The 19,936-nt window shown below is 43.8% G+C and carries 18 protein-coding genes; 12 read left to right on the forward strand and 6 right to left on the reverse strand.

Annotation, left to right across the window (positions count from 1 at the left end; genetic code table 11):
- Nucleotides 1-293: 293 nt before the first annotated feature.
- Together IM450_RS08435 and IM450_RS08440 are read right to left on the reverse strand one after the other, a co-directional pair.
- Nucleotides 294-1,631, reverse strand: a complete 1,338-nt coding sequence (locus IM450_RS08435; protein ID WP_287664589.1) for a DUF4335 domain-containing protein — start codon at nucleotides 1,629-1,631, stop codon at nucleotides 294-296.
- A 168-nt stretch (nucleotides 1,632-1,799) separates the two neighbouring features.
- Nucleotides 1,800-2,339 carry a DUF3038 domain-containing protein gene (locus IM450_RS08440; RefSeq protein WP_287664638.1) on the reverse strand — a complete coding sequence of 180 codons (540 nt, stop codon included), beginning with the start codon at nucleotides 2,337-2,339 and terminating at the stop codon, nucleotides 1,800-1,802.
- A gap of 136 nt (nucleotides 2,340-2,475) precedes the next feature.
- On the opposite strand from IM450_RS08440, the gene IM450_RS08445 reads away from it, so the two are divergent.
- The 4 genes from IM450_RS08445 to IM450_RS08460 all read left to right on the forward strand — a co-directional run bounded on the left by IM450_RS08445 (nucleotide 2,476) and on the right by IM450_RS08460 (nucleotide 7,623).
- The gene (locus IM450_RS08445; RefSeq protein ID WP_002797016.1) at nucleotides 2,476-4,047 is read left to right on the forward strand and encodes a Na+/H+ antiporter; all 1,572 of its coding nucleotides are present in this window, start codon (nucleotides 2,476-2,478) and stop codon (nucleotides 4,045-4,047) included.
- A 679-nt stretch (nucleotides 4,048-4,726) separates the two neighbouring features.
- A complete protein-coding gene (locus IM450_RS08450; protein WP_287664594.1) occupies nucleotides 4,727-7,174 on the forward strand; it encodes a hypothetical protein in 2,448 nt (815 codons plus the stop codon).
- A gap of 52 nt (nucleotides 7,175-7,226) precedes the next feature.
- Entirely contained in the window at nucleotides 7,227-7,424 is a 198-nt protein-coding gene (locus IM450_RS08455) for a hypothetical protein (protein WP_287688631.1), read from the forward strand.
- A complete protein-coding gene (locus IM450_RS08460) occupies nucleotides 7,411-7,623 on the forward strand; it encodes a hypothetical protein (RefSeq protein ID WP_002758270.1) in 213 nt (70 codons plus the stop codon). Before IM450_RS08455 ends, IM450_RS08460 begins: the two co-directional genes overlap by 14 nt.
- A 163-nt stretch (nucleotides 7,624-7,786) precedes the next feature.
- Here the strand turns inward: IM450_RS08460 and IM450_RS08465 are convergent, their stop codons facing one another.
- The gene (locus IM450_RS08465; RefSeq protein ID WP_287664600.1) at nucleotides 7,787-8,302 is read right to left on the reverse strand and encodes a single-stranded DNA-binding protein; all 516 of its coding nucleotides are present in this window, start codon (nucleotides 8,300-8,302) and stop codon (nucleotides 7,787-7,789) included.
- Nucleotides 8,303-8,387: 85 nt separating this feature from the next.
- On the opposite strand from IM450_RS08465, the gene IM450_RS08470 reads away from it, so the two are divergent.
- The 5 genes from IM450_RS08470 (at nucleotide 8,388) to IM450_RS08490 (ending at nucleotide 13,064) form a co-directional block, all read left to right on the forward strand.
- Nucleotides 8,388-9,383: an amino acid ABC transporter permease gene (locus IM450_RS08470; RefSeq protein WP_002758268.1), complete on the forward strand. Its 996-nt coding sequence runs from the start codon at nucleotides 8,388-8,390 to the stop codon at nucleotides 9,381-9,383.
- Between the two features lie 250 nt (nucleotides 9,384-9,633).
- Nucleotides 9,634-10,011, forward strand: coding sequence for a hypothetical protein (locus IM450_RS08475; RefSeq protein WP_287664603.1), 378 nt, complete (start codon nucleotides 9,634-9,636; stop codon nucleotides 10,009-10,011).
- Between the two features lie 65 nt (nucleotides 10,012-10,076).
- A complete protein-coding gene (locus IM450_RS08480; protein ID WP_190359092.1) occupies nucleotides 10,077-10,937 on the forward strand; it encodes a shikimate dehydrogenase in 861 nt (286 codons plus the stop codon).
- A gap of 29 nt (nucleotides 10,938-10,966) precedes the next feature.
- Complete coding sequence (locus IM450_RS08485) at nucleotides 10,967-12,010, forward strand: AI-2E family transporter (RefSeq protein WP_287664606.1); 1,044 nt, start codon at nucleotides 10,967-10,969, stop codon at nucleotides 12,008-12,010.
- 67 nt (nucleotides 12,011-12,077) lie between these two features.
- Nucleotides 12,078-13,064 (forward strand): DMT family transporter, encoded by a 987-nt coding sequence (locus IM450_RS08490; protein ID WP_287664608.1) that lies wholly within the window; start codon nucleotides 12,078-12,080, stop codon nucleotides 13,062-13,064.
- Here IM450_RS08490 and IM450_RS08495 read toward each other — a convergent pair.
- On the reverse strand, nucleotides 13,041-14,270 hold the full coding sequence (locus tag IM450_RS08495) for a class I SAM-dependent methyltransferase (protein WP_287664612.1): 1,230 nt from the start codon (nucleotides 14,268-14,270) through the stop codon (nucleotides 13,041-13,043). The genes IM450_RS08490 and IM450_RS08495 overlap by 24 nt on opposite strands.
- Before the next feature lie 138 nt (nucleotides 14,271-14,408).
- On the opposite strand from IM450_RS08495, the gene IM450_RS08500 reads away from it, so the two are divergent.
- The 3 genes from IM450_RS08500 to IM450_RS08510 all read left to right on the forward strand — a co-directional run bounded on the left by IM450_RS08500 (nucleotide 14,409) and on the right by IM450_RS08510 (nucleotide 17,377).
- Nucleotides 14,409-15,278, forward strand: a complete 870-nt coding sequence (locus IM450_RS08500) for an MBL fold metallo-hydrolase (RefSeq protein WP_287664615.1) — start codon at nucleotides 14,409-14,411, stop codon at nucleotides 15,276-15,278.
- A 126-nt stretch (nucleotides 15,279-15,404) separates the two neighbouring features.
- Nucleotides 15,405-16,103, forward strand: a complete 699-nt coding sequence (gene ubiE, locus IM450_RS08505) for a bifunctional demethylmenaquinone methyltransferase/2-methoxy-6-polyprenyl-1,4-benzoquinol methylase UbiE (RefSeq protein ID WP_287664618.1) — start codon at nucleotides 15,405-15,407, stop codon at nucleotides 16,101-16,103.
- A 35-nt stretch (nucleotides 16,104-16,138) separates the two neighbouring features.
- Entirely contained in the window at nucleotides 16,139-17,377 is a 1,239-nt protein-coding gene (locus IM450_RS08510; protein ID WP_287664620.1) for a DUF445 domain-containing protein, read from the forward strand.
- 50 nt (nucleotides 17,378-17,427) lie between these two features.
- Here IM450_RS08510 and IM450_RS08515 read toward each other — a convergent pair whose 3' ends face one another.
- A complete protein-coding gene (locus IM450_RS08515) occupies nucleotides 17,428-18,132 on the reverse strand; it encodes an LmeA family phospholipid-binding protein (protein ID WP_194017796.1) in 705 nt (234 codons plus the stop codon).
- A 572-nt stretch (nucleotides 18,133-18,704) separates the two neighbouring features.
- Nucleotides 18,705-19,511, reverse strand: coding sequence for a TPM domain-containing protein (locus IM450_RS08520; protein ID WP_002775882.1), 807 nt, complete (start codon nucleotides 19,509-19,511; stop codon nucleotides 18,705-18,707).
- Between the last annotated feature and the right edge of the window lie 425 nt (nucleotides 19,512-19,936).

A 19,936-nucleotide genomic window follows, 5' to 3' on the forward strand; every position in this document is an offset into this window, starting at 1 on the left:
CAGCACTTTTTCTCGGTCAATGATTAGGATAAGTTATAACTTAAAAATTAATCAACAACTAAAGCTTATGCTTGTAGCTAAGTGAAATCATTGATTAAGAGACCTGTACTTTTCAATGACTTTTTCAGCAAACCCTAATTAAGTAGGTAGGCGTTAAAAATTATCAGATGCCCCCCTTATTAAGGGGGATCCCCCCGCCTATCGGCACCCCCCTTATCAAGGGGGGCAGGGGGGATCGAACCTAAAATCAATTTTTAATTTAATTATAACCAGCTACTTAAATGCAGTACAGCCTATTGCTGTTCCATAAAAGTCCGCACCGTACCATCGGAACCAAGCACCAGACGCAATTGGGGATTACCGGGTACATCGAGGGGAGAAACAAAAGGTTGATTGAGCAGGGGTATATTAGTGCGATCGAGATAGATTTTCGCGGCCTGTCCCAGGGGAATAATCTGTTTTAGGGAACCATCCTGATTTAAGACCAAACGGTACTCTAGAGTATGTTTGAGACTTTCCGGCGGTTGCCAACGGGATTGAAAATATTCTCTGGTTTCTGCCACTTGGGGAATTGTATCTAGTAAGTTCGTCTCTGGGGCTTTAGCGGTGCTTGTGGGCGGTTTGGGGTCTAAATTGACATTTTCGGGGTTAATAGGGCTTATAGGCGGTAAATTGGGCAATTTTGGCGGCGCTGGAGTCGGATTCATCGTGGTGGGGGGGACATTTGCCAGTGCGTTTGTACCCTGAACACCAGTGACGGGTGGAGCAGTAATCGGGATTTTCTGATTATTCGGTTCAATTACGATCGCCGTGTCGCCTGGACGCGAACCCGTGACTGGTGGCGGCGGTAAAGTGGGCGGCGGAATCACTAGGGGGACGCTAGAGGGGCGCACTGGGGCTGGAACGGTTGCCACGGGCGGCGGTGGCGGTAAAGGGGTTTTATTGCCCAAATTTGCCGGTAACTGCGGGTTTGGGGCGGCCGTTCCCGTGGGGGGTAAAGGCAGCGTTGGCAAGGGTTGGGGAATCTTGGCGCTATTAGGATCGGTGGTTAAATCATTGTTGACCGCTTGTTGCTGTTGATAAAATGCGATCGCTATTCCCCCGATAGTTATTAGGGCCGAAGCGATTAATCCCGTCCAGATCAGGGCATTTTTTCGAGTTTTCTGGCGAATTAATGGGGGTATTAGGGGGCTTTCATGGTTATATTCCCCTAAAGCATTGGCTAGATCGAATAATTGCGATGTGGTTAATTCGATCTCCTGTTTATCCCTATCGGTTAGCAGGGAACCTAAAAATAATTGATGCTGGAGAAGTCCCTGACAATGGAGAGAGGGTAAGGAGGGAAGATGACTTTCGGGGGAACCACTAGCCACGAAAGAGAGGGTAGAAACAGGACTAGAGAGTAAATTCTGCACATAATTAGCGACAATTTCTCCTAGTAGTTGTAATTGTGTGCGATCGCCTTTGATCGTCACCTGCTTTTCCTCACTCAATCTAGGATCATCAAAGCGCAATTGAAAGTGAGCATCGTTTAAGACATTTTTACCCAGCCAAACCGCTAGAGGCGAACTATTTCCCCAAATTTCTAGGGTACAGGTGGGGGGTGTATATTTGCGAATTAGATTACTCATTTTTAGTTATCGGTGGGAATTATAAATTATGAATTATAAATTATGAATTATGAACTGGGAAGCTTTTTTTCAGTGTTGCCAAAGGCACGGCGTAGCCGTCCAGTAAACAGTAAACAGTGAACTGAAAACTTACATCTGATAACTGATAACTGATAACTGATAGCCTTTTTACTTTTTACTTGCCAAAAGGGTGTGCCAAAGAAGGAGATGACTGCGGGGGCTGCTGTAGAACAATAAATCGATTAATAATTTCCAAGCTAGGGAAGCAAGGCTAGAATCACTGAGATTATTTTCCGATATTTCTGGGTATTTTAAGCGAAAATTATCGATATAATTGCCTAAAAGCGTGGTTTTGACTGGTTCTTGTCCTTGAGTTCCCACTTGTTCCAAGAGAATTACAGCGCGACGGATTAACTCTTGCTTTTTTTGGGCTAGATGACAGAGGAGGAGAACTAGAGAACGGATGTCCGCTAGGGAAAGTTTTGACTGGGGTTGCCAGTGGTGGGCAACTAGGCGATCGCTTGTATCTGCATCTAAGGCTAATTCCTGGGCTGCTTGGGTGATAGAATCGGAGTCTAAATTAGCTAGAGAGACTAAAGCTACCAAAATCAGGTTTAAATAGCTATTAATATTCTCTAACTGCTCGTTACTGGGTGAGATAGCTAGGGGTAAATCCTCACCCGTGGAGGACTCGGCAGACTGAGGCATAGTCAAGGACATAGATAATAAGGAATTGCCAGCAGAAAAACTTGGGTTTAGGAAAAAAAATCACTGGTTCTAAAGTGTCATAATAATTTAGATTGTTCTTTTCTTGCACGTCCGCTCACCGATTGCCTCCCACCCAATGAGTTTAGAATCCGCTACCGATGAAGTCATTAAGCAAAATTTAGAACAATTTCTAATTGTTTTGTCCGTTTCCCTGAGTGTGGCCACGGTTTCGAGGATTTTTAGCTGGTTTCGCCAAATTCCTTACACCCTATTGTTAGTGATAGTCGGTTTAGGTTTAGCCTTTATCGATATCCGTCTGGTGAACCTATCCCCCGAACTGATTCTAGAAATTTTTCTGCCCCCTTTGCTATTTGAAGCCGCTTGGAATACGCGCTGGCGAGATCTGAAGGATAATTGGATTCCCGTCAGTCTTTTCGCTATTGTCGGCGTAATTATCTCGATTTTCGGGGTTGGTTTTACCCTAGATGAATTGACCAATTTACCCCTATTTACGGCATTATTAGTGGGTGCGAGCCTTTCTTCTACGGATCCCGTCGCTGTTGTCGCTCTTTTTCGCGAATTAGGGGCCAGTAAAAACCTCACCGTGCTTTTGGAAGGGGAAAGCTTATTTAATGATGGGGTTGCTGTCGTCGCTTTCGCTCTTTTGGTGGAAATTCCCCTCGGTGCTAGTGGTCTATCCTTAGAGACAACCATTAGCCGGATTGCGGCTTTTATCGGTATCGGGGTGGCAGTGGGTTGTTTAGTGGGTTTTGGTATTTCCTATCTGACTCAACGTCTGGATTTACCCCTAGTGGAACAGTCTTTAACTCTTGTGTCCGCCTACGGTGCTTATTTATTAACCGAGGAGTTCGGGGGTTCGGGGGTAATCGGAGTGGTGACTACGGGGATTATTTTAGGTAATTTTGGCTCTAGAATTAGTATGAGTCCCCGTACCCGCCTATTAGTCACGCAATTCTGGGAGTTTCTCGCTTTTTTTGTCAATTCGATCGTTTTTCTCCTCATCGGCGATCAGATCCGTCTCTCCAGTTTAGCCGATAATCTCAATTTAATTTTTATCACGATCGCTGCCGTGGTAGCGGCCCGTTTTCTGGCTACCTTTGCTTTGGCAACTGTTAGTAATGCCTTGATGGAAACTAAAATTAATTGGCGGGAAAAAACGGTTTTATGGTGGGGAGGTTTGCGCGGTTCCGTTTCTATTGCCCTAGCTTTAAGTGTGCCGGTTATTTTTCCCAATCGTCAGGATATCATCGATATCGTCTTCGGAGTTGTTCTCTTTACCCTTTTGGTTCAGGGATTAACTATTCAAACTTTCCTATCGAGATTAGACCTGATCGGTGATCAACCAATTCGAGAAAACTATGCGGAACTTTTAGCCCGACGGGTAGCTTTAAAAAGGGTTTTAGACTATCTTTCTAAGTTAGATAAATCTCCCGATGTTGCCCCCGAATTTTTTAGTTATGAGCAGCATCTCGTCAAAGAAAAGTTAAAGACCGTAGAAGCGGAAATACAATCTCTCAACGATAGTTATCCCCAATTACAACTATTAACAATGGAACAACTTCGGGAAACCCTCCTAGATATCGAAGCTGATACCTACGCTGAATTTATTCGATCCGGCCGTTTAACTAGCAATTTATCCCCCGTCCTTCAAGAAATTCTCGCTGAAAGTAAAATTACTGATCAGTAGGACTATGTTGGGGTATATACAATCAATGAACTACCTTTATTAAGTGGTACAAACCCAGAACTACAAGTTAAAAACCGCTACAAAGAATCTTGACCAAGCCATTTCTTCTTCTTGACTCCATAATAAGTTGAGACGTAAAAGATAGAACCTCTCATTTTCAAAATCGGAATTATCTAAATCGGGATAGTTTAAGTTGTGATCGCATCTATACTCATCGGCTAAGTCCTCTGGTGATTAGGATCATAATTCTCGACCATTTGTGTTTTTATAGTCATTTCAGATAAGTCTGATACACTCTAGACCGACAAAACCCTTATGAACTCTGGGATTGATATTCTCAATCTTAATTGAAATGACTATAACTGGGGTTTTTCAGTTTGCGATCGCTCACTCCTTTCTGTTTCCTAATCTACTTTGCACGTTCACAACTTGCACTTTTTACTCAGATGTTGTTCTCCTTTGCGGTGGCCGAGTTTGTGGGCTTGGGGACGGGGAATAAAAGGTTGTATATTATAGGTGGGGTCTGTTTGGTGGCAGGGATGGCACTGAAGCAGCTTGAGGGTGTGAGGGGGGCGAGAAAACGGTTGGGACAATAAGCAATACACAAAACTTGGATAGGAGAACATCTAAAGTGTTGGGAAAAATCAGGATTCCACTCCATTACCGAGCATTATTGCTCGTGTTATTTTTGGCGATCGCTCTGCTTTTCTCTAGTTGTGCAACACCTACAGTTCATCTCACGAAGAATGACCTTCAGGCGCTACAAAATATCTATGAGGAGGGCAACTGGACGTTTCAGCAATCGTCTGTTAATGTCCGCGTAAATGAAGGAGGTGCTGTCAAACTATCTATTGCTGGCGAGGCTATTGAGAAAGTATCGTCAGGAAACAATTCTATCTGGATTCCTGTAGCTCTACTCAAAGAACTCCCTGAATACTATGGAACTGATGGGGATAACTCTTCCCAAGTAAAGCTCATGGCTTATAAGGTCAAGGGAGGACTCTGGAGTATCGTTGCTTTAATCCCAGGGACTGATGAGAAAGCGCAAGTGAAAGAGGCTCCTACGGCTGAAAACGCCTCAACTGCAAGTAGCTTGGGAACACAGAAGCAACCTCAAACCCGCCGAGTCAGCTTAAATGTTTTGATGATTTCTCCAGTCTTTGCTCAGTCACTTCCCCTCAATCTTCCAGTTGGTCAAGGTGTGGCTTCTGTTCAAACTTCCGTCGAACTGCCCACAAAAGCCAAATTTACCTCACTTTGGACTAGGGGCGATGGTGAGTCAGTTAAATTGACAGAGCTTCCTTCCTCGATATCCGAGGGTAAGGTTAAAGCGTTGGCGAGATTACAGCCCGAATTGGCTCCGGTATGGGACTTCTCAGATATAGGATATCGATTACCAGGAGACAAGTTTTCTCGGCAAGGGTTGCTAAACATGGCGCAGTGGGTTTCTCTGCTTTGTGCAGTTGCGCTCGCTGTGTGGATCGGTTGGGAACTCTGGATGAATCAGGAGTTAATATCGCGGCTAAGACCCTATACTGAAAGGGCTGACTCTAGGGAACTGTATGTCCTGGGAGAGCAAATCCAGGAGTTAGTGTCGCGGCTAAGAAGCTATCCTAGAAGGGCTGACTATAGGGAACTGTATGTCCTGGGAGAGCGAATCCAGGAGTTAGTGTCGCGGCTAAGAAGCTATCCTAGAAGGGCTGACTCTAGGGAACTGTATGTCCTGGGAGAGCAAATCCAGGAGTTAATATCGCGGCTAAGACCCTATCCCGAAAGGGCTGAATCTAGGGAAGAACTGTATTTACTGGATTTACTGAGAGAGCAACTCCAGGAGTTTATGTCGCGGCTAAGAAGCTATCCCGAAAGGGCTGAATCTAGGGAAGACGAAAGGGCTGAATCTAGGGAAGAACTGTATAGGAAACGCAGACGTTTTTGGTTTTACACAGCCGTTGCTGTTCTAGCAGTCATAGCTCTTGTATTTTTTATTTTATCGGTTGCACTATCAAATGAACCAAACGGAAAGTCTAAAAACTCCAGCGAAACGTCCTTACTATTAGGAAATTTCAGTTTAAATATCAATTCCTCTGACTACAATTCAGATAAAGTTAAAGCCACCTTAAGCTTCCTCCCTCTTTCCACCAAGCTAGAACCTAATAACAAGGGACAGATTGCCATCGAATTTGGTGGCAATAAGGTCAAGTTAGTGGAACAGAATAACGAACCTGATACTGTTAAAGTTAATGTGGCTACGGTCGATCCGAGTTCACCTCAACTGAAATATAAAATCGAGAATATACCTATAAAAATAGTTGAAGATTTAGAAGTATTGACTTCTGCTTCAAAGAGAAATGTTCAGATCGATCAATATGACAACATTGCAGACATCTATAACCAGGCTCTAAAGACTGAACCCAAGCCAGTATTTATTGAGATGGAATATGAAATTAGCGATGTCCTTACCAAAAAAGAGCAGATTCCTGAAAGATATTTCAACTGGTTTCCTATGGATAAATCTTTGTTGGAAATGCCAATTAAAGTCGAGGGCGCAATATCTATTGTTTCCCAAATCGAAGTTGAGACTCCAACAGATCTACACACTCAGGTCAAACAATCGGGAATCGAAGAAATGGATTTCTCTCTGAAGAGAGCCGAAAAGCAAGTCAACAAATATTTACTAAGACCTGGATTGAATAAGTTCATTCTTATTAATTCGGGTAGTAAAGTAACGATAACAGGCAACTATGAGCGCAACCTTCCAGGAAAAGCTTTTCTCACGGCGGGAATAGTAATAATAGGAGGATGTATAGGCTGGCTAGTGGGATTGTTTTCTTCGGATTGGAAGTCATTATGGCAGGGTATAGGAGTGATTGTAGGTGGTAGCCTTCTAGCATTTATAGCTGCAATAGTTGTCAATAGGGATTTTCAGAGCATTATCTCATTAAGAGGTCAAATAAGTTTCTTTGATATTTTTTTATTATGGAGCTTGTTATCTTTAGTAGTGACAGCAATATTGATGCGAAAAAGTCAAGTTACCCCCACCCCCTTATCTCAAAAATCTGTGTGGGTATTTTTCGTAATTGTATCTTGTGTAATGCCTATTCTTGTGGCGATATTCGTTCATCCTTAAACGCAGATTAAGGAATGTTAATACTCTTATTGAATTGAGAGCCACAGCCTTGATGGAACTGGGTTTTAAGTTTTATGATGCCTTACATCTGGCTTTTGCTGAAGCGGGGGGCGCTGATATTTTCCTGACCACCGATGACAGGCTGCTGCGAAAAGCTCAACAATATAGAGATTCAATTAACGTAACGGTAGAGAATCCCGTGATTTGGTTGATGGCGACTTTACAGGAGGATGGCAATGAAATTAGCTGAACTGAGAAAACAAGGATATCAAGCTTTAGTTGACTCTTTAGGGGTGGTGGGAATGCTCCGCTTCCTGCAACAATTGGAAGTCGGCCATGGCGATTACACCGCCGAGCGACACCAGTGGTTAGATGAACTGACCCTCGCCGATTTTCAGAGCTACGTTCAACAAAAGAAAAGTATCAATGGTGGGGAGTTAGGGGGTTAGAAGGCAAGAACTGGCTCTTCTGGTTTCTGTGTGGAAACGAGGTCTATACTGATAGAATATCCGCCAAATAGTGCTGAAAGTCTTGCCCGATCAGCATTTCACGATTCCATAAGCAAAAATTATCAGACAAAATCGAGAAGAGCCATTAATTCTGTCGGGGTGATTAGAAAGGAATATCGTCTAAATTTTCCTCCACCGATGTGTCGCTAGGTTGCCAAGCGGAAGGATTAGAAAGTTCATAGGATGCGTCATATTCAAAATCCCCGGTGGAGACAGGTGCGACGGGTTTCTCCACCTCGGTTTTATTCGATTTGTGGGCATTGATTGGTACGACTTTTTCCGGAGTCGAGGCCGTCATTTCACCGCTACTCACGCTGCCGTCAAGATGATAGAGATGACTAATGACTAATTCGGCCCGTTTTTCCTTAAAACCTTCGGGACGATCGATCGTCTGCATGGAGAGACGACCTTCTAAAATTACCCGATCGCCTTCATTATAGTTCTGAGCGACTTCTGAGGCCAAATTTCCCCAAGCTACGGCCCTTAAATTAGTCGGGGTTGCCTCGGCACGATTGGGAGAAAACTCGACTAACATTTGAGCGTAGGGAGTTTGATTATCTTGGGTATAACGTAATTCGGGACGACGGACAATTTTAGCCATTAAAATGCAACTGTTCATGGTCGAAAATCAGTCTGAATTTTTCTAATAGCACCATTGTACTGAAAAAGTACAAGGATCACCACTGTAGAGGTTGGGGAATTTTATGGGACTCTGGTTAAGAAAAAATCTCTTTAACACTTGGTACAACGTCATCTTAACCCTTGCGGGTCTATTTCTCAGCCTCTGGGGGGGCTTAAGTTTTCTCGATTGGGCGATAAATCAGGCAAAATGGGCTGTAGTGACGGAAAATATCGGTTTATTTGTGGTCGGTCGTTATCCAGAACAGTCAATATGGCGAATTTGGCTGATTTTAACGATACTTGCGGCTTTATCACTGTTTTCTTGGCAATTAAACCGGGGTCGCTTCCCCAATTGCCCCGCTTTTCTCCAACGCTGGTGGGGATTGCTCTGGTTATTGACTTTACCTTTAATTGCTTGGTTACTATTGGGGGGATTATTTTTAAAGGCCATTCCCCTCGATGATCTCAGTGGTTTAATCTTAACTTTATTAGTAGCGATCGCCAGTATGATTTTATCTTTCCCCTTGGGAGTATTATTAGCCCTGGGGAGACAGAGTGAATTACCGGCAATTCGTTGGCTATCTATTGGTTATATCGAATTATTGCGCGGTTTACCTTTGTTGGGAATTTTATTCATGGCTCAGGTGATGTTACCTTTAATTTTACCCGCCGGGACGAGACCGGAACGGGTGATCAGAGCGATCGCCGGATTTACCCTTTTTGCAGCAGCCTATCTGGCCGAAAATGTCCGGGGTGGTTTACAAGCGATTCCCAAAGGTCAAATTGAAGCGGCCAAAGCCTTGGGTTTAAAACCGATTTTCGTTTTATTATTGATCGTTCTACCCCAAGCTTTAAAAGCGGTCATTCCCGCTATTGTTGGTCAATTTATCAGTTTATTTAAGGATACTTCTCTACTGGCGATCGTGGGACTGGTGGACCTCTTGGGTATGGCAGGATCGGTTTTAGCTAATCCGAAATTTATCGGCGATTATCCAGAGGTTTATCTATTTTTGGCGTTTATTTACTGGATTTTCTGTTATTCTATGTCCCTAGCCAGTCGTAGGTTAGAACAGCGTTGATTGGGGTGTGGGGGAATTATGAATTATGAATTATGAATTAGGGGTGTGGGGGAATTATGAATTATGAATTATGAATTAGGGGAGTGGGGAGAACAAATAAAAATAATCTCCTGACGACCGGCTACTGACTCCTAACCCCACCAACAGACTTATTCAGCAAGCCCCACCTAGCTTTTTGTCATAAATATTGATATGATTTAACAATCAGCAGCAATTTATGGTAAATATATTTATTTAGGAGAGGGAGAAAATGGCTGGATTCTTTGGCCTGTTTGGCAATAAGACGAAATACGTCGATGAACCGATGGATATGAGCGCACCGGAACCGAAAGAGGCTTTTTACTTGGAACCCGATGACGCTAAAACTCTCGGTGATATCGACTTTATGCGGACACCGATCACGATCCGACGTACTTTCCCGAAAACTGCCTCGAATAAAAAGGGTGGCGAATCGATTAAACAGATTTCTTCTATGGAAGTCAGCAAAGTCACCGATAACGGTATTGTGGCAAAATCGGCCACTTCCGAGGCTAATAGTAAGGCTAACGGTGCTAATGATAACGTTCGTCGCGCTAACGATGACAGTATCAATCCTTTCCTGAAAATGGCCCGCGAAATCAAGAAATAGTATAGTAAGGTGAGCATTGGCCACCCTTGATATCAAACTTTGGTGGGGAAAGCCCACCTTTTTTTATGACCATTATTAACGGAAAAACCAAGTTATTAGGCGTAATCGGCGATCCTATCGGCCATACTCTTTCTCCCCTCATGCACAATGCCGCTATCGATGCCTTGGGGCTAAATTATGTCTATCTTCCCCTACCGATCGCCCCAGAAAATTTAGCAACTGCGATCGCTGGTTTGTCCGCCATCGATCTACAGGGTTTTAGCGTCACGATTCCCCATAAATTAGCAATTATTCCCTTATTATCGCAAATTACCGAGAAAGCCAGGCTAGTGGGCGCAGTTAATACCGTCTGGCGCACGGAAACCGGTTGGCAGGGAACGAATACCGATGTGGATGGCTTTCTCGCACCCTTGAAATCCCTTGACAAAGATTGGAGTCAGGTGAATCCAGTTATTTTAGGCAATGGCGGCGCCGCCCGGGCGGTAGTGGTGGCTTGCGCCCAGTTGGGCTGTGGCGAAATTCATGTGGTAGGACGCAATCAAAAGAAATTAGATCCTTTTAAAGAAAGTTGGGCGAATACCAGCCTCTATGACCTCCTAGAAGTGCATAGTTGGGACGAATTAGAGGGGCTGGTATCCACCACAGAACTCCTGATTAATTCTACCCCGATCGGAATGTCCCCCCAGGGCGAACAATCCCCTGTTGAGTTAGAATTATTAGACCTTTTACCCCCATCGGCGATCGCCTACGATCTAATTTATAATCCCCGGCCGACCAAATTTCTCCGGTTGGCCCGGACTAGAGGGATAAGAATTATTGATGGGTTAGAAATGTTAGTTAATCAGGGAGCGATCGCACTAGAAATCTGGTTAGGTCAACCCGTCCCCGTCTCGGTCATGCGGGAAGCTTTGTTAAAACAATTCTAAATGCTAAAATCCTATTTCTGGCTTTATTTATGCCCCCTTCTAGTTCCTTTTGGAAAACTCTGAATAACTCGATTCTAGTACGCTATCTATTATTATTTGGCTGTGGCTGGAGTCTAATTATCTTAATTAACTATTTCTACGGGATGATCGCTATTTTTACTGGTTCGGCAGTCCTGGCCGCTCTATTAAATTATCCCGTGGTTTGGTTATCCCGTTATCTACCGAGAGGACTAGCCATTGCTATTACCACCCTAGTAGCTTTTATCCTCCTATTTAGATTAGTCACAGGCATAGGATTGGAAGCGGTTAATCAGGGGAGAGGACTACTATTCAATCTTACCGATGCCCTGAGTCAAAAAGATTTTTTACCCTTTCAAGACTTTCTCGATCGATTAGATTTGAATAAAATGGTGGGAAGCTTACAAACCGGTTTAGCTACGGGTTTATCGCTCGTACAGGGAGTTTTTTCCAGTGTCTTTACGGGTGTTTTCGGGGCGGTGATCAGTGTTTATATGCTCATCGACGGTGATAAACTCTGGCGAGGTTTTTTGCAACTTCTCCCCATAGCATACCGGGAGCGTTTTGCCAAGTCTTTTCGACAAAGTTTTCTGGGATTTATTCGCGGGCAACTGTTGTTAATGCTCTTTTTATCGGTGACGAGTTTCTTAAGTTTTTCCCTATTAGGAATCAAATATGGGCTAATTTTAGCGAGCATTCTCGGTGTTATCGATGCTATCCCGGGTATCGGGGCAACCTTGGGCATTTTGTTGGTAACTATCTTGACTTTTACCTCCCAGGGACTAACAATTGCCGTTAAAGCTTTTATTGTCTGTGTTGTCTTGGTGCAAATTCAAGATAATATTATTCGCCCTAAAGTTATGGGCAATGCCCTAGAATTAAACCCAGTAATTTTATTTTTATCCCTCTTTATCGGCGAAAGAGTTGCGGGATTATTAGGAATTTTTCTCTCCATTCCTATTGCTGGAATGATTGCGATCTGGATCGGATCGAGTGAAGAAAAACCAATAACAGCTTTAGAGGAAAATCAGTTAGGAGAAAGTCAGGAGAATTAAGGGCTGATCCCCAGTCTCTACTATACAATTAGAGAAATTTGTTATCCACAACACTCGATCGCTACCTATGGAAAACCTAGATTTAAAGAAATCCTCGCCCCTCTTATTTATCTCACCGTTTTTTCTCTGGGGAACAGCGATGGTAGCGATGAAGGGTGTTATCCCCCACACCACCCCCTTATTTATGGCGGGAATTCGCCTGGTTCCCGCCGGAATGTTAGTTTTAATAGTAGCTTGGTTTTTAGGTCGTCCTCAGCCCAAAACCCTGCAAGCATGGTTATGGATTGCCCTTTTTGCTCTGATGGATGCCACTCTTTTTCAAGGTTTTCTGGCATTGGGATTAAATCGTACCGGGGCGGGGTTAGGATCGGTAATTATTGACTCCCAACCCCTAGCGGTGGCTTTAATGTCCAGTTGGCTATTTAAAGAAGTTATCGGTGTCTGGGGATGGTTAGGATTGGGTTTAGGCATTGGGGGAATTAGTTTAATTGGTTTGCCCGATCAATGGTTTTATGACTTTTTTGGACAAAAAGCGGTAAATATTGACTTTAGCTGGCAGGAATTACTAAATAGCGGCGAAATGCTCATGCTTTTGGCTTCCCTATCCATGGCGGTGGGAACAGTCTTAATCCGGTTTGTCTGTCGTCATGCGGATCCCGTCAGCGCCACAGGATGGCACATGATTTTAGGAGGATTGCCGCTATTTTTAGCTTCAGGTTTCACCGAATCCCATCAATGGCAAAATATAGATTTAAATGGTTGGTTAGCTTTAAGTTATGCCACTATTTTTGGTAGTGCGATCGCATACGGAATATTCTTTTATTTAGCCGCCAAGGGCAATTTAACCAGTTTAAGTTCTTTAACTTTTTTAACTCCGGTTTTTGCCCTCACTTTCGGGAATTTATTCCTCGGTGAGATGTTAAGTGTATTGCAATGGGTGGGGGTATCTTTAACCCTCGTTAGTATTTATTTAATCAATCAAAGGGAAAGAATCGCCCCACAAGTGCGGGCAATTGTTGCTAATCTTTCCTCACTTATACCCAAAAGCAACTAAATCAAATTCCCTGCGAATTACCTCGACTCTGGCAAAATTTGCCTCTTGTAATTTATGGTTAAGATTTTGAGAGGTAAAACCAGTTTTATGAGCCATATAGGGCATTCCGGGGACTTCTGTTCCCATGCCGTAAAACATCCATAAAGCCCGCACGGGACCTCCGGGAGAAATATATAAAGGTTCATTTTCCATATCGCCTCTAGCGACAAATTCGGCGGCGGTTTGCATATCGGGAACTACGATCATTAAAAAGCCTTCGGGTTTAAGAATGCGTTTAAATTCCCCTAGGGCGATGGGAACTTCGTAATGATAAATATGTTCTAGATTATGACTAGAAAAAACCGCATCGACGCAGTTATCGGGAACGGCACTTAAATCGGTAATAGTTCCTAAAATATCTGGGTTAACAGCAGTATTGATATCGAGGCGAATTTCTTGCCAATTGCCATCGCGGAATAGTTGGGGTAAGGCTTCGGGATTATAGGGACCACAACCCACATTTAAAACCAGTTTTTTCGGGGATTTTAGGGCTGTTATCCCTGGGGAAGCATTCCAAGCTAATAAACAAATATTTTTCAAACCAAGCAAACCGTGATTAGCGATTTTATCATCTAAAATTATCTGAGCTTGGGGATGGGTTTTAGTAAAATCTCTTATTGCCTGTTGGAGAGCGGGATGCTGACATTTATTGATGATAATTAAAGCGGAATCGGACCAGAATTTTTTGGCAAAAAGTAGGGAGATGAAGAGCGATCGATAGTCTTCGGCGGCGTCGTAGTAATAAACTCCCAGCTTTTCTTCACTGTTTAATTCTGCCAGATCATCGAAAAAGTTTTCCGTTTCTTGATCGCTTAAAAATATCTGTTCTGATAGTTGAAAATCCTCCAAATCCTCAGATAATATAGTTAGCTTTTCTCCCGATGGATCGTATTTAAAAAAAGCTTCTACGCCATAACCGCAGCGATCGCTATTATCCCAGAAAGCGGCGACTAAACTACCGCGACGAAAACAACCCACTTGACAGTAAACCTCCTCTGGTTGCAGACAGGCAACGGCGAGATTGAGCAGGGGAAAGAGATTGCGATCAGGATAGGAGGCGGTTTTTTCGCTTAAAAGGGTTAATTGCTCGGAAATAGGCGACATTAAAGCCGATCCCCAATCCTGATACTGTTGGGGCAGTTTTTCTAAGAATTTCTGTAAATCCATACCTTAGCTCTTGCAAAAGTGACGATCCTCACCCCTTAATCATAGATCGTTATCTTCGGGATGAAGTCACTGCCTTAATTGTGGAAGAGTGCTAATCTGATCTATTAGCCCATCAGCACAAGTAGACCAACTTCTGATATGCCCTACAACTGCTTCCAGATCAAATTTTGGGGAGTACGGGGGAGTATTCCCTGTCCAGGTTCGGAAACCGTTCGTTATGGTGGTAATACTTCCTGTGTAGAGATGCAAGTCGGTAGAGAAAGATTAATTTTTGACGGTGGTACAGGGTTACGCATCCTAGGACAGTCTTTGATGGCAGAAAGTCCAGCGAAAGCCCATTTATTTTTCAGCCACTCCCATTGGGATCATATTCAAGGTTTTCCTTTTTTTACCCCTGCTTTTATCAGGGGCAATACTTTTAATATCTACGCGGTTCCCTCCCCCAACGGAGCAACCATCAAGCAAACATTACACGATCAGATGTTACATCCTAATTTTCCCGTGCCTTTGCAGATTATGCGGGCTGATTTAGAATTTTATGATCTAGAAATGGGCGAAACCCTCCACTACGGCGATGTCAGCGTCGAAACCCGTCCTTTAAATCATCCAGGAGAAGCGGTGGGTTATCGGGTAAATTGGCAGGGTTTATCGGCAGCATATATTACCGATACCGAACATTTTCCTGATCGCCTTGATGATAACGTTCTGGCTTTGGCCTGGCAAGCGGATGTGATGATTATTGATGCTGCCTACACCGATGAGGAATACAACGATCCTAAGTATTCTAAGGTGGGTTGGGGCCATTCCACTTGGCAGCAGGCAGTCAAAATCGCCCAGGCAGCCCAAGTTAAGCAGTTAGTTCTATTTCATCACGATCCCGCCCATAATGACGATTTTCTCGATCGCATTGGCGAACAGGTAAGAAAGATTCTGCCTCAAACTATTCTCGCCCGGGAAGGCCTGTTGATCGAACTGCGACCGGAAGGTTCTCGGATAGATGAAGCGTAACCTAAGTCACTGTTCCCCACTATGAAGATAACTGCTGTAGATGGTCAACAGCTTATCTCCGTGAGCGGAGATAGGATAGAATGATATAACTTCATCTGGGATTTTCTCTGGTGCTATATTATAAAAATGTCCAATCAATCCTCACCTAACTCCACAGAAATACAAGCAATTTTTGATCAGATCGCTCCCGAATATGACCGCCTCAATCAGGAATTAAGTTTAGGATTACACCATATCTGGAAATTAATGACAGTCAAATGGTGTCAACCAGAAAAAGGGGACTTTGCCCTCGATATCTGTTGTGGCAGCGGCGACCTGACTAACCTATTATCAAAACAAGTGGGCAAAACCGGCAAAGTGATCGGACTAGATTTTTCCCCACAACAATTAAAAATCGCCCGTCAACGTTTTAGCGCCACTAATATTAACTGGATGGAGGGGGATGCCCTCAATTTACCCTTTGCCGATTCTAGCTTTGATTGTGCCACTATCGGCTATGGATTACGCAATGTGGTGGATATTGCCCAATGTTTGGGGGAATTATACCGAGTCCTCAAACCGGGTGCTAAAGCGGCGATTCTTGACTTCCATCAACCCACCGAAACCATCGCCAAATTATTCCAAAACTGGTATCTCGATCATATCGTCGTTCCGGCTGCCGAGCGTTACGGTTTAACTGACCAGTACGCTTATATTAGTCCCAGTATCGATCGCTTTCCCATGGGCCCAGAACAGGTAAAATTAGGCTATCGGTCGGGATTTTCCGGCGCCGTTCACTATCCACTCCTAGCAGGACTGATGGGAGTGTTAGTCTTGAAGAAATAACCTACTCACATTTCCGTTTATTTTTTGCTGCTAAATTGAATCTCCCTACTCTTTGGACATGGATCTTACCGCCGATCGCGGGGGCAATTATTGGCTATTTTACGAACGATGTAGCCATAAAAATGCTATTTCGTCCCTACAAGGCGATTTATATCGGTAAGCGTCCTCTTCCCTTCACTCCGGGGTTAATTCCTCGCAATCAAGATCGATTAGCTGTCCGGGTATCGGATACGATCATGGGTTCCCTGTTAACCCCCGAGGAACTACAAAAACTGGCTAAACGACTCCTCGACACCGAAAGGGTACAGGGGGCCATACTCTGGCTGTTACAATTAGCTTTAAAACAAATAAAAGGCGATCGGCAAGCAAAAACCGCCGAGATTTTGGCGGCGATTCTTCACGATTTATTCGGGGAATCTTTAGCGAAATTACTAAAAGTTTTAGCCCGACGGCAGGATTTTTTAGAAAAACAGATCAATCAAATTTTTGATCGCCTAGTCTTGGAATTTTCTCTCAGTGAACAACAGGCGCGACAATTCTCCGATTGGCTATTAGAAACCGTCCTACCTGCTGATGTTATCCGTCTAGCTTTAATCGATTTTTTAACCGATCGCAATATTCAAGTTATCGATGAAGGATTTCGGGAAAAAACCAGTGGAACCTATTGGGTAGTAGCCAATTTATTCGGTTTACGCAATGCCCTCGCCCGCTTACGCACTTTTTGCCTTGATGAAAAGGATTTAGCTAACACCAGAATCAAAGAATTATTACTATCTTTAGAGATGCGTAATCGTCTGAAAAACTGGTTACAAGGTATCTCTTTGCAAAATTTACCTATCTCCACCGTCAGACAATTGCGTAAAACCACTAGGGATACGGTGCGAATTTATATTCAAGAAAGTGGCGAACAATTTCTGCAAGATTTTGGACAAACGATCGACTGGGATCAAATCGCTAATTTAATTATTAATCGTCTGCAATCCTCGGTGTCAATGACTACATCATTAGGGGTAATTAGTCAAGAGTTAGCGTTAATTTTAGAGCGTTATCTAGAGGAAGATTTAGAGAAATTAGTCGCCCAAATTATCCCGATTCTCAACATCGATCAGGTAATCCGCGATCGGGTAAATGCCACTTCTCCGGCCGATCTGGAAAATGCTATTCAAGGCATTGTTAAACAGGAATTACAGGGAATTGTTAATCTCGGTGGGATTCTCGGTCTTCTCGTCGGACTAATGCAAACAGTTATTTTAATCGCACAGAATCCGGGGTAATAATTGGGGGGTTAAACTAAGTTAACCCACCGGAATCATCCCGTTTATTTTTAAGGTAAAATCAAAAAACTTCCCTGACAGAAAAGAGTTTGATCGTCGAGAATAAAAGATTTAATCTCCACATCTTTGCCTAAATCGACGGTAAAAGGTTGCAAATCAATAGATAAATCTGGGGCTAAACCTTGCCATTGTCGGGGACTAATCCCTAAAGTGCGGGCATCTTTTAAGGTAATATCAGCGCTAAAAATTACTTCTGCACCTGTTTCTCTATGGCCGAGAAGAGAGAAATAACCCTGATTTAAGAGAACATTTTTCCAGTTAAAACGCTGTTGTGAGATAATTTCTCTGGCGTTAACAACTCCGTTATTTTCTAGGGAAAAAATTAGTAAATCGGCAAAAGCATTAATTAAAATAGTCGAGGCGATCGAATTATTTAAATCCTGTTCGTTAATTTCCACCTCACCGCTAACCCGAATAGGTTCCAAAATTTTTAGGGGTTTCCCTCGCAAAACCTGCCCGATATTAAGACGAATATTTTCCCCTCTTAATTGCGCTTTACCTAGATGTAAACCCTGATAAATCGCTTTTCCTACGGCTAAAAATACCCCGGGGATATAACCGCGCAAAATTTGCCGATCATGACCTTGCAGCTGCATTTCTAAATCTTCTATCTGTTCTACTTGCGTTCTTAAGAACAGACGTACTGCTGGCGGCAAAACCTTACTAATAATCTCACTTTGAGTATTGACCCACATAAACGTTATCTCACTCACTCCACAATGTTTCTAATTGTAACAGAGCTAGATCGATCGAACCATGAGGGGCCGCCGTCAGCTATCATACTAAATCCGTTGAGTAGAGGCGAGTTATGAGGAGAGGCAAAAGGCAAAAGGCAAAAGGGAATAAATAATCAGTTTTTAACTAGGTAGGCGTTAAAAATTATCAGATGCCCCCCTTATCAAGGGGGGAAGGGGGGATCGGCACCCCCCTTATCAAGGGGGGAAGGGGGGATCGGCACCCCCCTTATCAAGGGGGGATTAAGGGGGGATCGGCACCCCCCTTATCAAGGGGGGAAGGGGGGATCGGCACCCCCCTTATCAAGGGGGGAAGGGGGGATCGGCACCCCCCTTATCAAGGGGGGATTAAGGGGGGATCGGCACCCCCCTTATCAAGGGGAGAAGGGGGGATTAAGGGGGGATCGAACCTAAAATTCATTTTTAATTTAATTATAACCAACAACTTAATAACTGGATTTGGTATCAGTTATAGGTAAAAACTTCGCTACTTTCTGTTTACTGATTACTGATCACTTAAAAGCCCCTAATTCTTAGGTTTTTGAGGCGTTGAGGGAATTAAAACGAGGGGAAAGATAGGCGACTAAAACCCCGAGGGCAAAACCGATTAAATTGCGGAAAAGGGGCAGTAATTCACTGGTGCGAGTAACCACCGGTCCGATGCCAAAAGCAACAAAGAGGATAAACCAGAGGGGAGAGACAATTAAAACCCATTGCCAAGCGAAAACCTGTCCTTCTTTGCGAGGAATACCGGCAAAACCGAAGACTAAACCGCCGACAATTGAGGTAATTAAAGTTAAAATCCACTGTTCCTTCGGTAAACCGGGGACCACCGCACAACCACCTTTAACTAAACAGCCTTTTACCGTGTCCAAGGATTGTACGATCGCATTATTTTCGCCATTTTCCCGAACAAAATACATATTACCGAAACGGGCCTGTAACTCGATCCAAAAAGTGCGGGGTAAAAATTCATAGACGGCATCGCCAATACTAAAAGATAGTAGATTACCGCCGCGACCATCGGCCACTAGGAGAATACTTTTATCATCTAATCCCCAGAAATTAATCACTGCCCGGCCGGGGCTGCGGTCATATTGGGTTAAAACTCGCATTTTCCAGCCGGTTTCCCCTTGAAATGTCTCGATATCTCGGATTAATGCCTCTTCCTGTTTTGCGGGTAGATAATTGGCTAAATCAACGATCGGAGTGGCTTGATTGGGCAGTAATTCGGGATTATTCACCGCTAGAGCTTGATCCGGGCAGATAATCCAACCCAGACAGCTAATGACACCAATTACAAGAGCGATCGAGATTCCTCGGCAAAAACGATTGAGCATAGCACTTCTAGACAATGAGAATTTTTTCAGCAAGGGTGTAGGCTAACTTTCAGTTTCTTTACACTTATTTACTTTATCTTAAGGGAATTCTCAACTTTAGTCACCCAGTTAGGGACTTGCGCTTTGATAATGTACCTTTTGGGCGAACGCAGTTCGCCCCTACATTAATGTACCTTTTGGGCGAACGCAGTTCGCCCCTACATTGTGGACAAAATCCGTTACTGTAGGGGCGCAAGGAACCTGCGCCCTCCGATCGCCCAGGTTTGCTGATCACCCTAAGTAGGGGGAGAGCCTTTGAGAGTCCCCGCAGCTAAGGGACTTGCGCTTTGATAATATGCCATCTGGCCGGCCTGATTCTTCTACAGAGCGATTTTCTGGCTAGGATATTATTCCCACGCAAGTCCCTTATCGGTCATCAGATGCGA

Source organism: Microcystis sp. M083S1, from assembly GCF_020246405.1.
GTDB classification, from domain to species: domain Bacteria; phylum Cyanobacteriota; class Cyanobacteriia; order Cyanobacteriales; family Microcystaceae; genus Microcystis; species Microcystis aeruginosa_C.

What these genes read in the sequence shown, in the direction of transcription:
- ubiE (WP_287664618.1), top strand. Translation starts at nt 15,405, where the DNA reads ATGTCCAATCAATCCTCACCTAACTCCACAGAAATACAAGCAATTTTT.
- IM450_RS08475 (WP_287664603.1), top strand. Translation starts at nt 9,634, where the DNA reads ATGGCTGGATTCTTTGGCCTGTTTGGCAATAAGACGAAATACGTCGAT.
- IM450_RS08460 (WP_002758270.1), top strand. Translation starts at nt 7,411, where the DNA reads ATGAAATTAGCTGAACTGAGAAAACAAGGATATCAAGCTTTAGTTGAC.
- IM450_RS08490 (WP_287664608.1), top strand. Translation starts at nt 12,078, where the DNA reads ATGGAAAACCTAGATTTAAAGAAATCCTCGCCCCTCTTATTTATCTCA.
- IM450_RS08470 (WP_002758268.1), top strand. Translation starts at nt 8,388, where the DNA reads ATGGGACTCTGGTTAAGAAAAAATCTCTTTAACACTTGGTACAACGTC.
- IM450_RS08435 (WP_287664589.1), bottom strand. Translation starts at nt 1,631, where the DNA reads ATGAGTAATCTAATTCGCAAATATACACCCCCCACCTGTACCCTAGAA.
- IM450_RS08445 (WP_002797016.1), top strand. Translation starts at nt 2,476, where the DNA reads ATGAGTTTAGAATCCGCTACCGATGAAGTCATTAAGCAAAATTTAGAA.
- IM450_RS08485 (WP_287664606.1), top strand. Translation starts at nt 10,967, where the DNA reads ATGCCCCCTTCTAGTTCCTTTTGGAAAACTCTGAATAACTCGATTCTA.
- IM450_RS08455 (WP_287688631.1), top strand. Translation starts at nt 7,227, where the DNA reads ATGGAACTGGGTTTTAAGTTTTATGATGCCTTACATCTGGCTTTTGCT.
- IM450_RS08500 (WP_287664615.1), top strand. Translation starts at nt 14,409, where the DNA reads ATGCCCTACAACTGCTTCCAGATCAAATTTTGGGGAGTACGGGGGAGT.
- IM450_RS08480 (WP_190359092.1), top strand. Translation starts at nt 10,077, where the DNA reads ATGACCATTATTAACGGAAAAACCAAGTTATTAGGCGTAATCGGCGAT.
- IM450_RS08440 (WP_287664638.1), bottom strand. Translation starts at nt 2,339, where the DNA reads ATGCCTCAGTCTGCCGAGTCCTCCACGGGTGAGGATTTACCCCTAGCT.
- IM450_RS08495 (WP_287664612.1), bottom strand. Translation starts at nt 14,270, where the DNA reads ATGGATTTACAGAAATTCTTAGAAAAACTGCCCCAACAGTATCAGGAT.
- IM450_RS08465 (WP_287664600.1), bottom strand. Translation starts at nt 8,302, where the DNA reads ATGAACAGTTGCATTTTAATGGCTAAAATTGTCCGTCGTCCCGAATTA.
- IM450_RS08515 (WP_194017796.1), bottom strand. Translation starts at nt 18,132, where the DNA reads ATGTGGGTCAATACTCAAAGTGAGATTATTAGTAAGGTTTTGCCGCCA.
- IM450_RS08520 (WP_002775882.1), bottom strand. Translation starts at nt 19,511, where the DNA reads ATGCTCAATCGTTTTTGCCGAGGAATCTCGATCGCTCTTGTAATTGGT.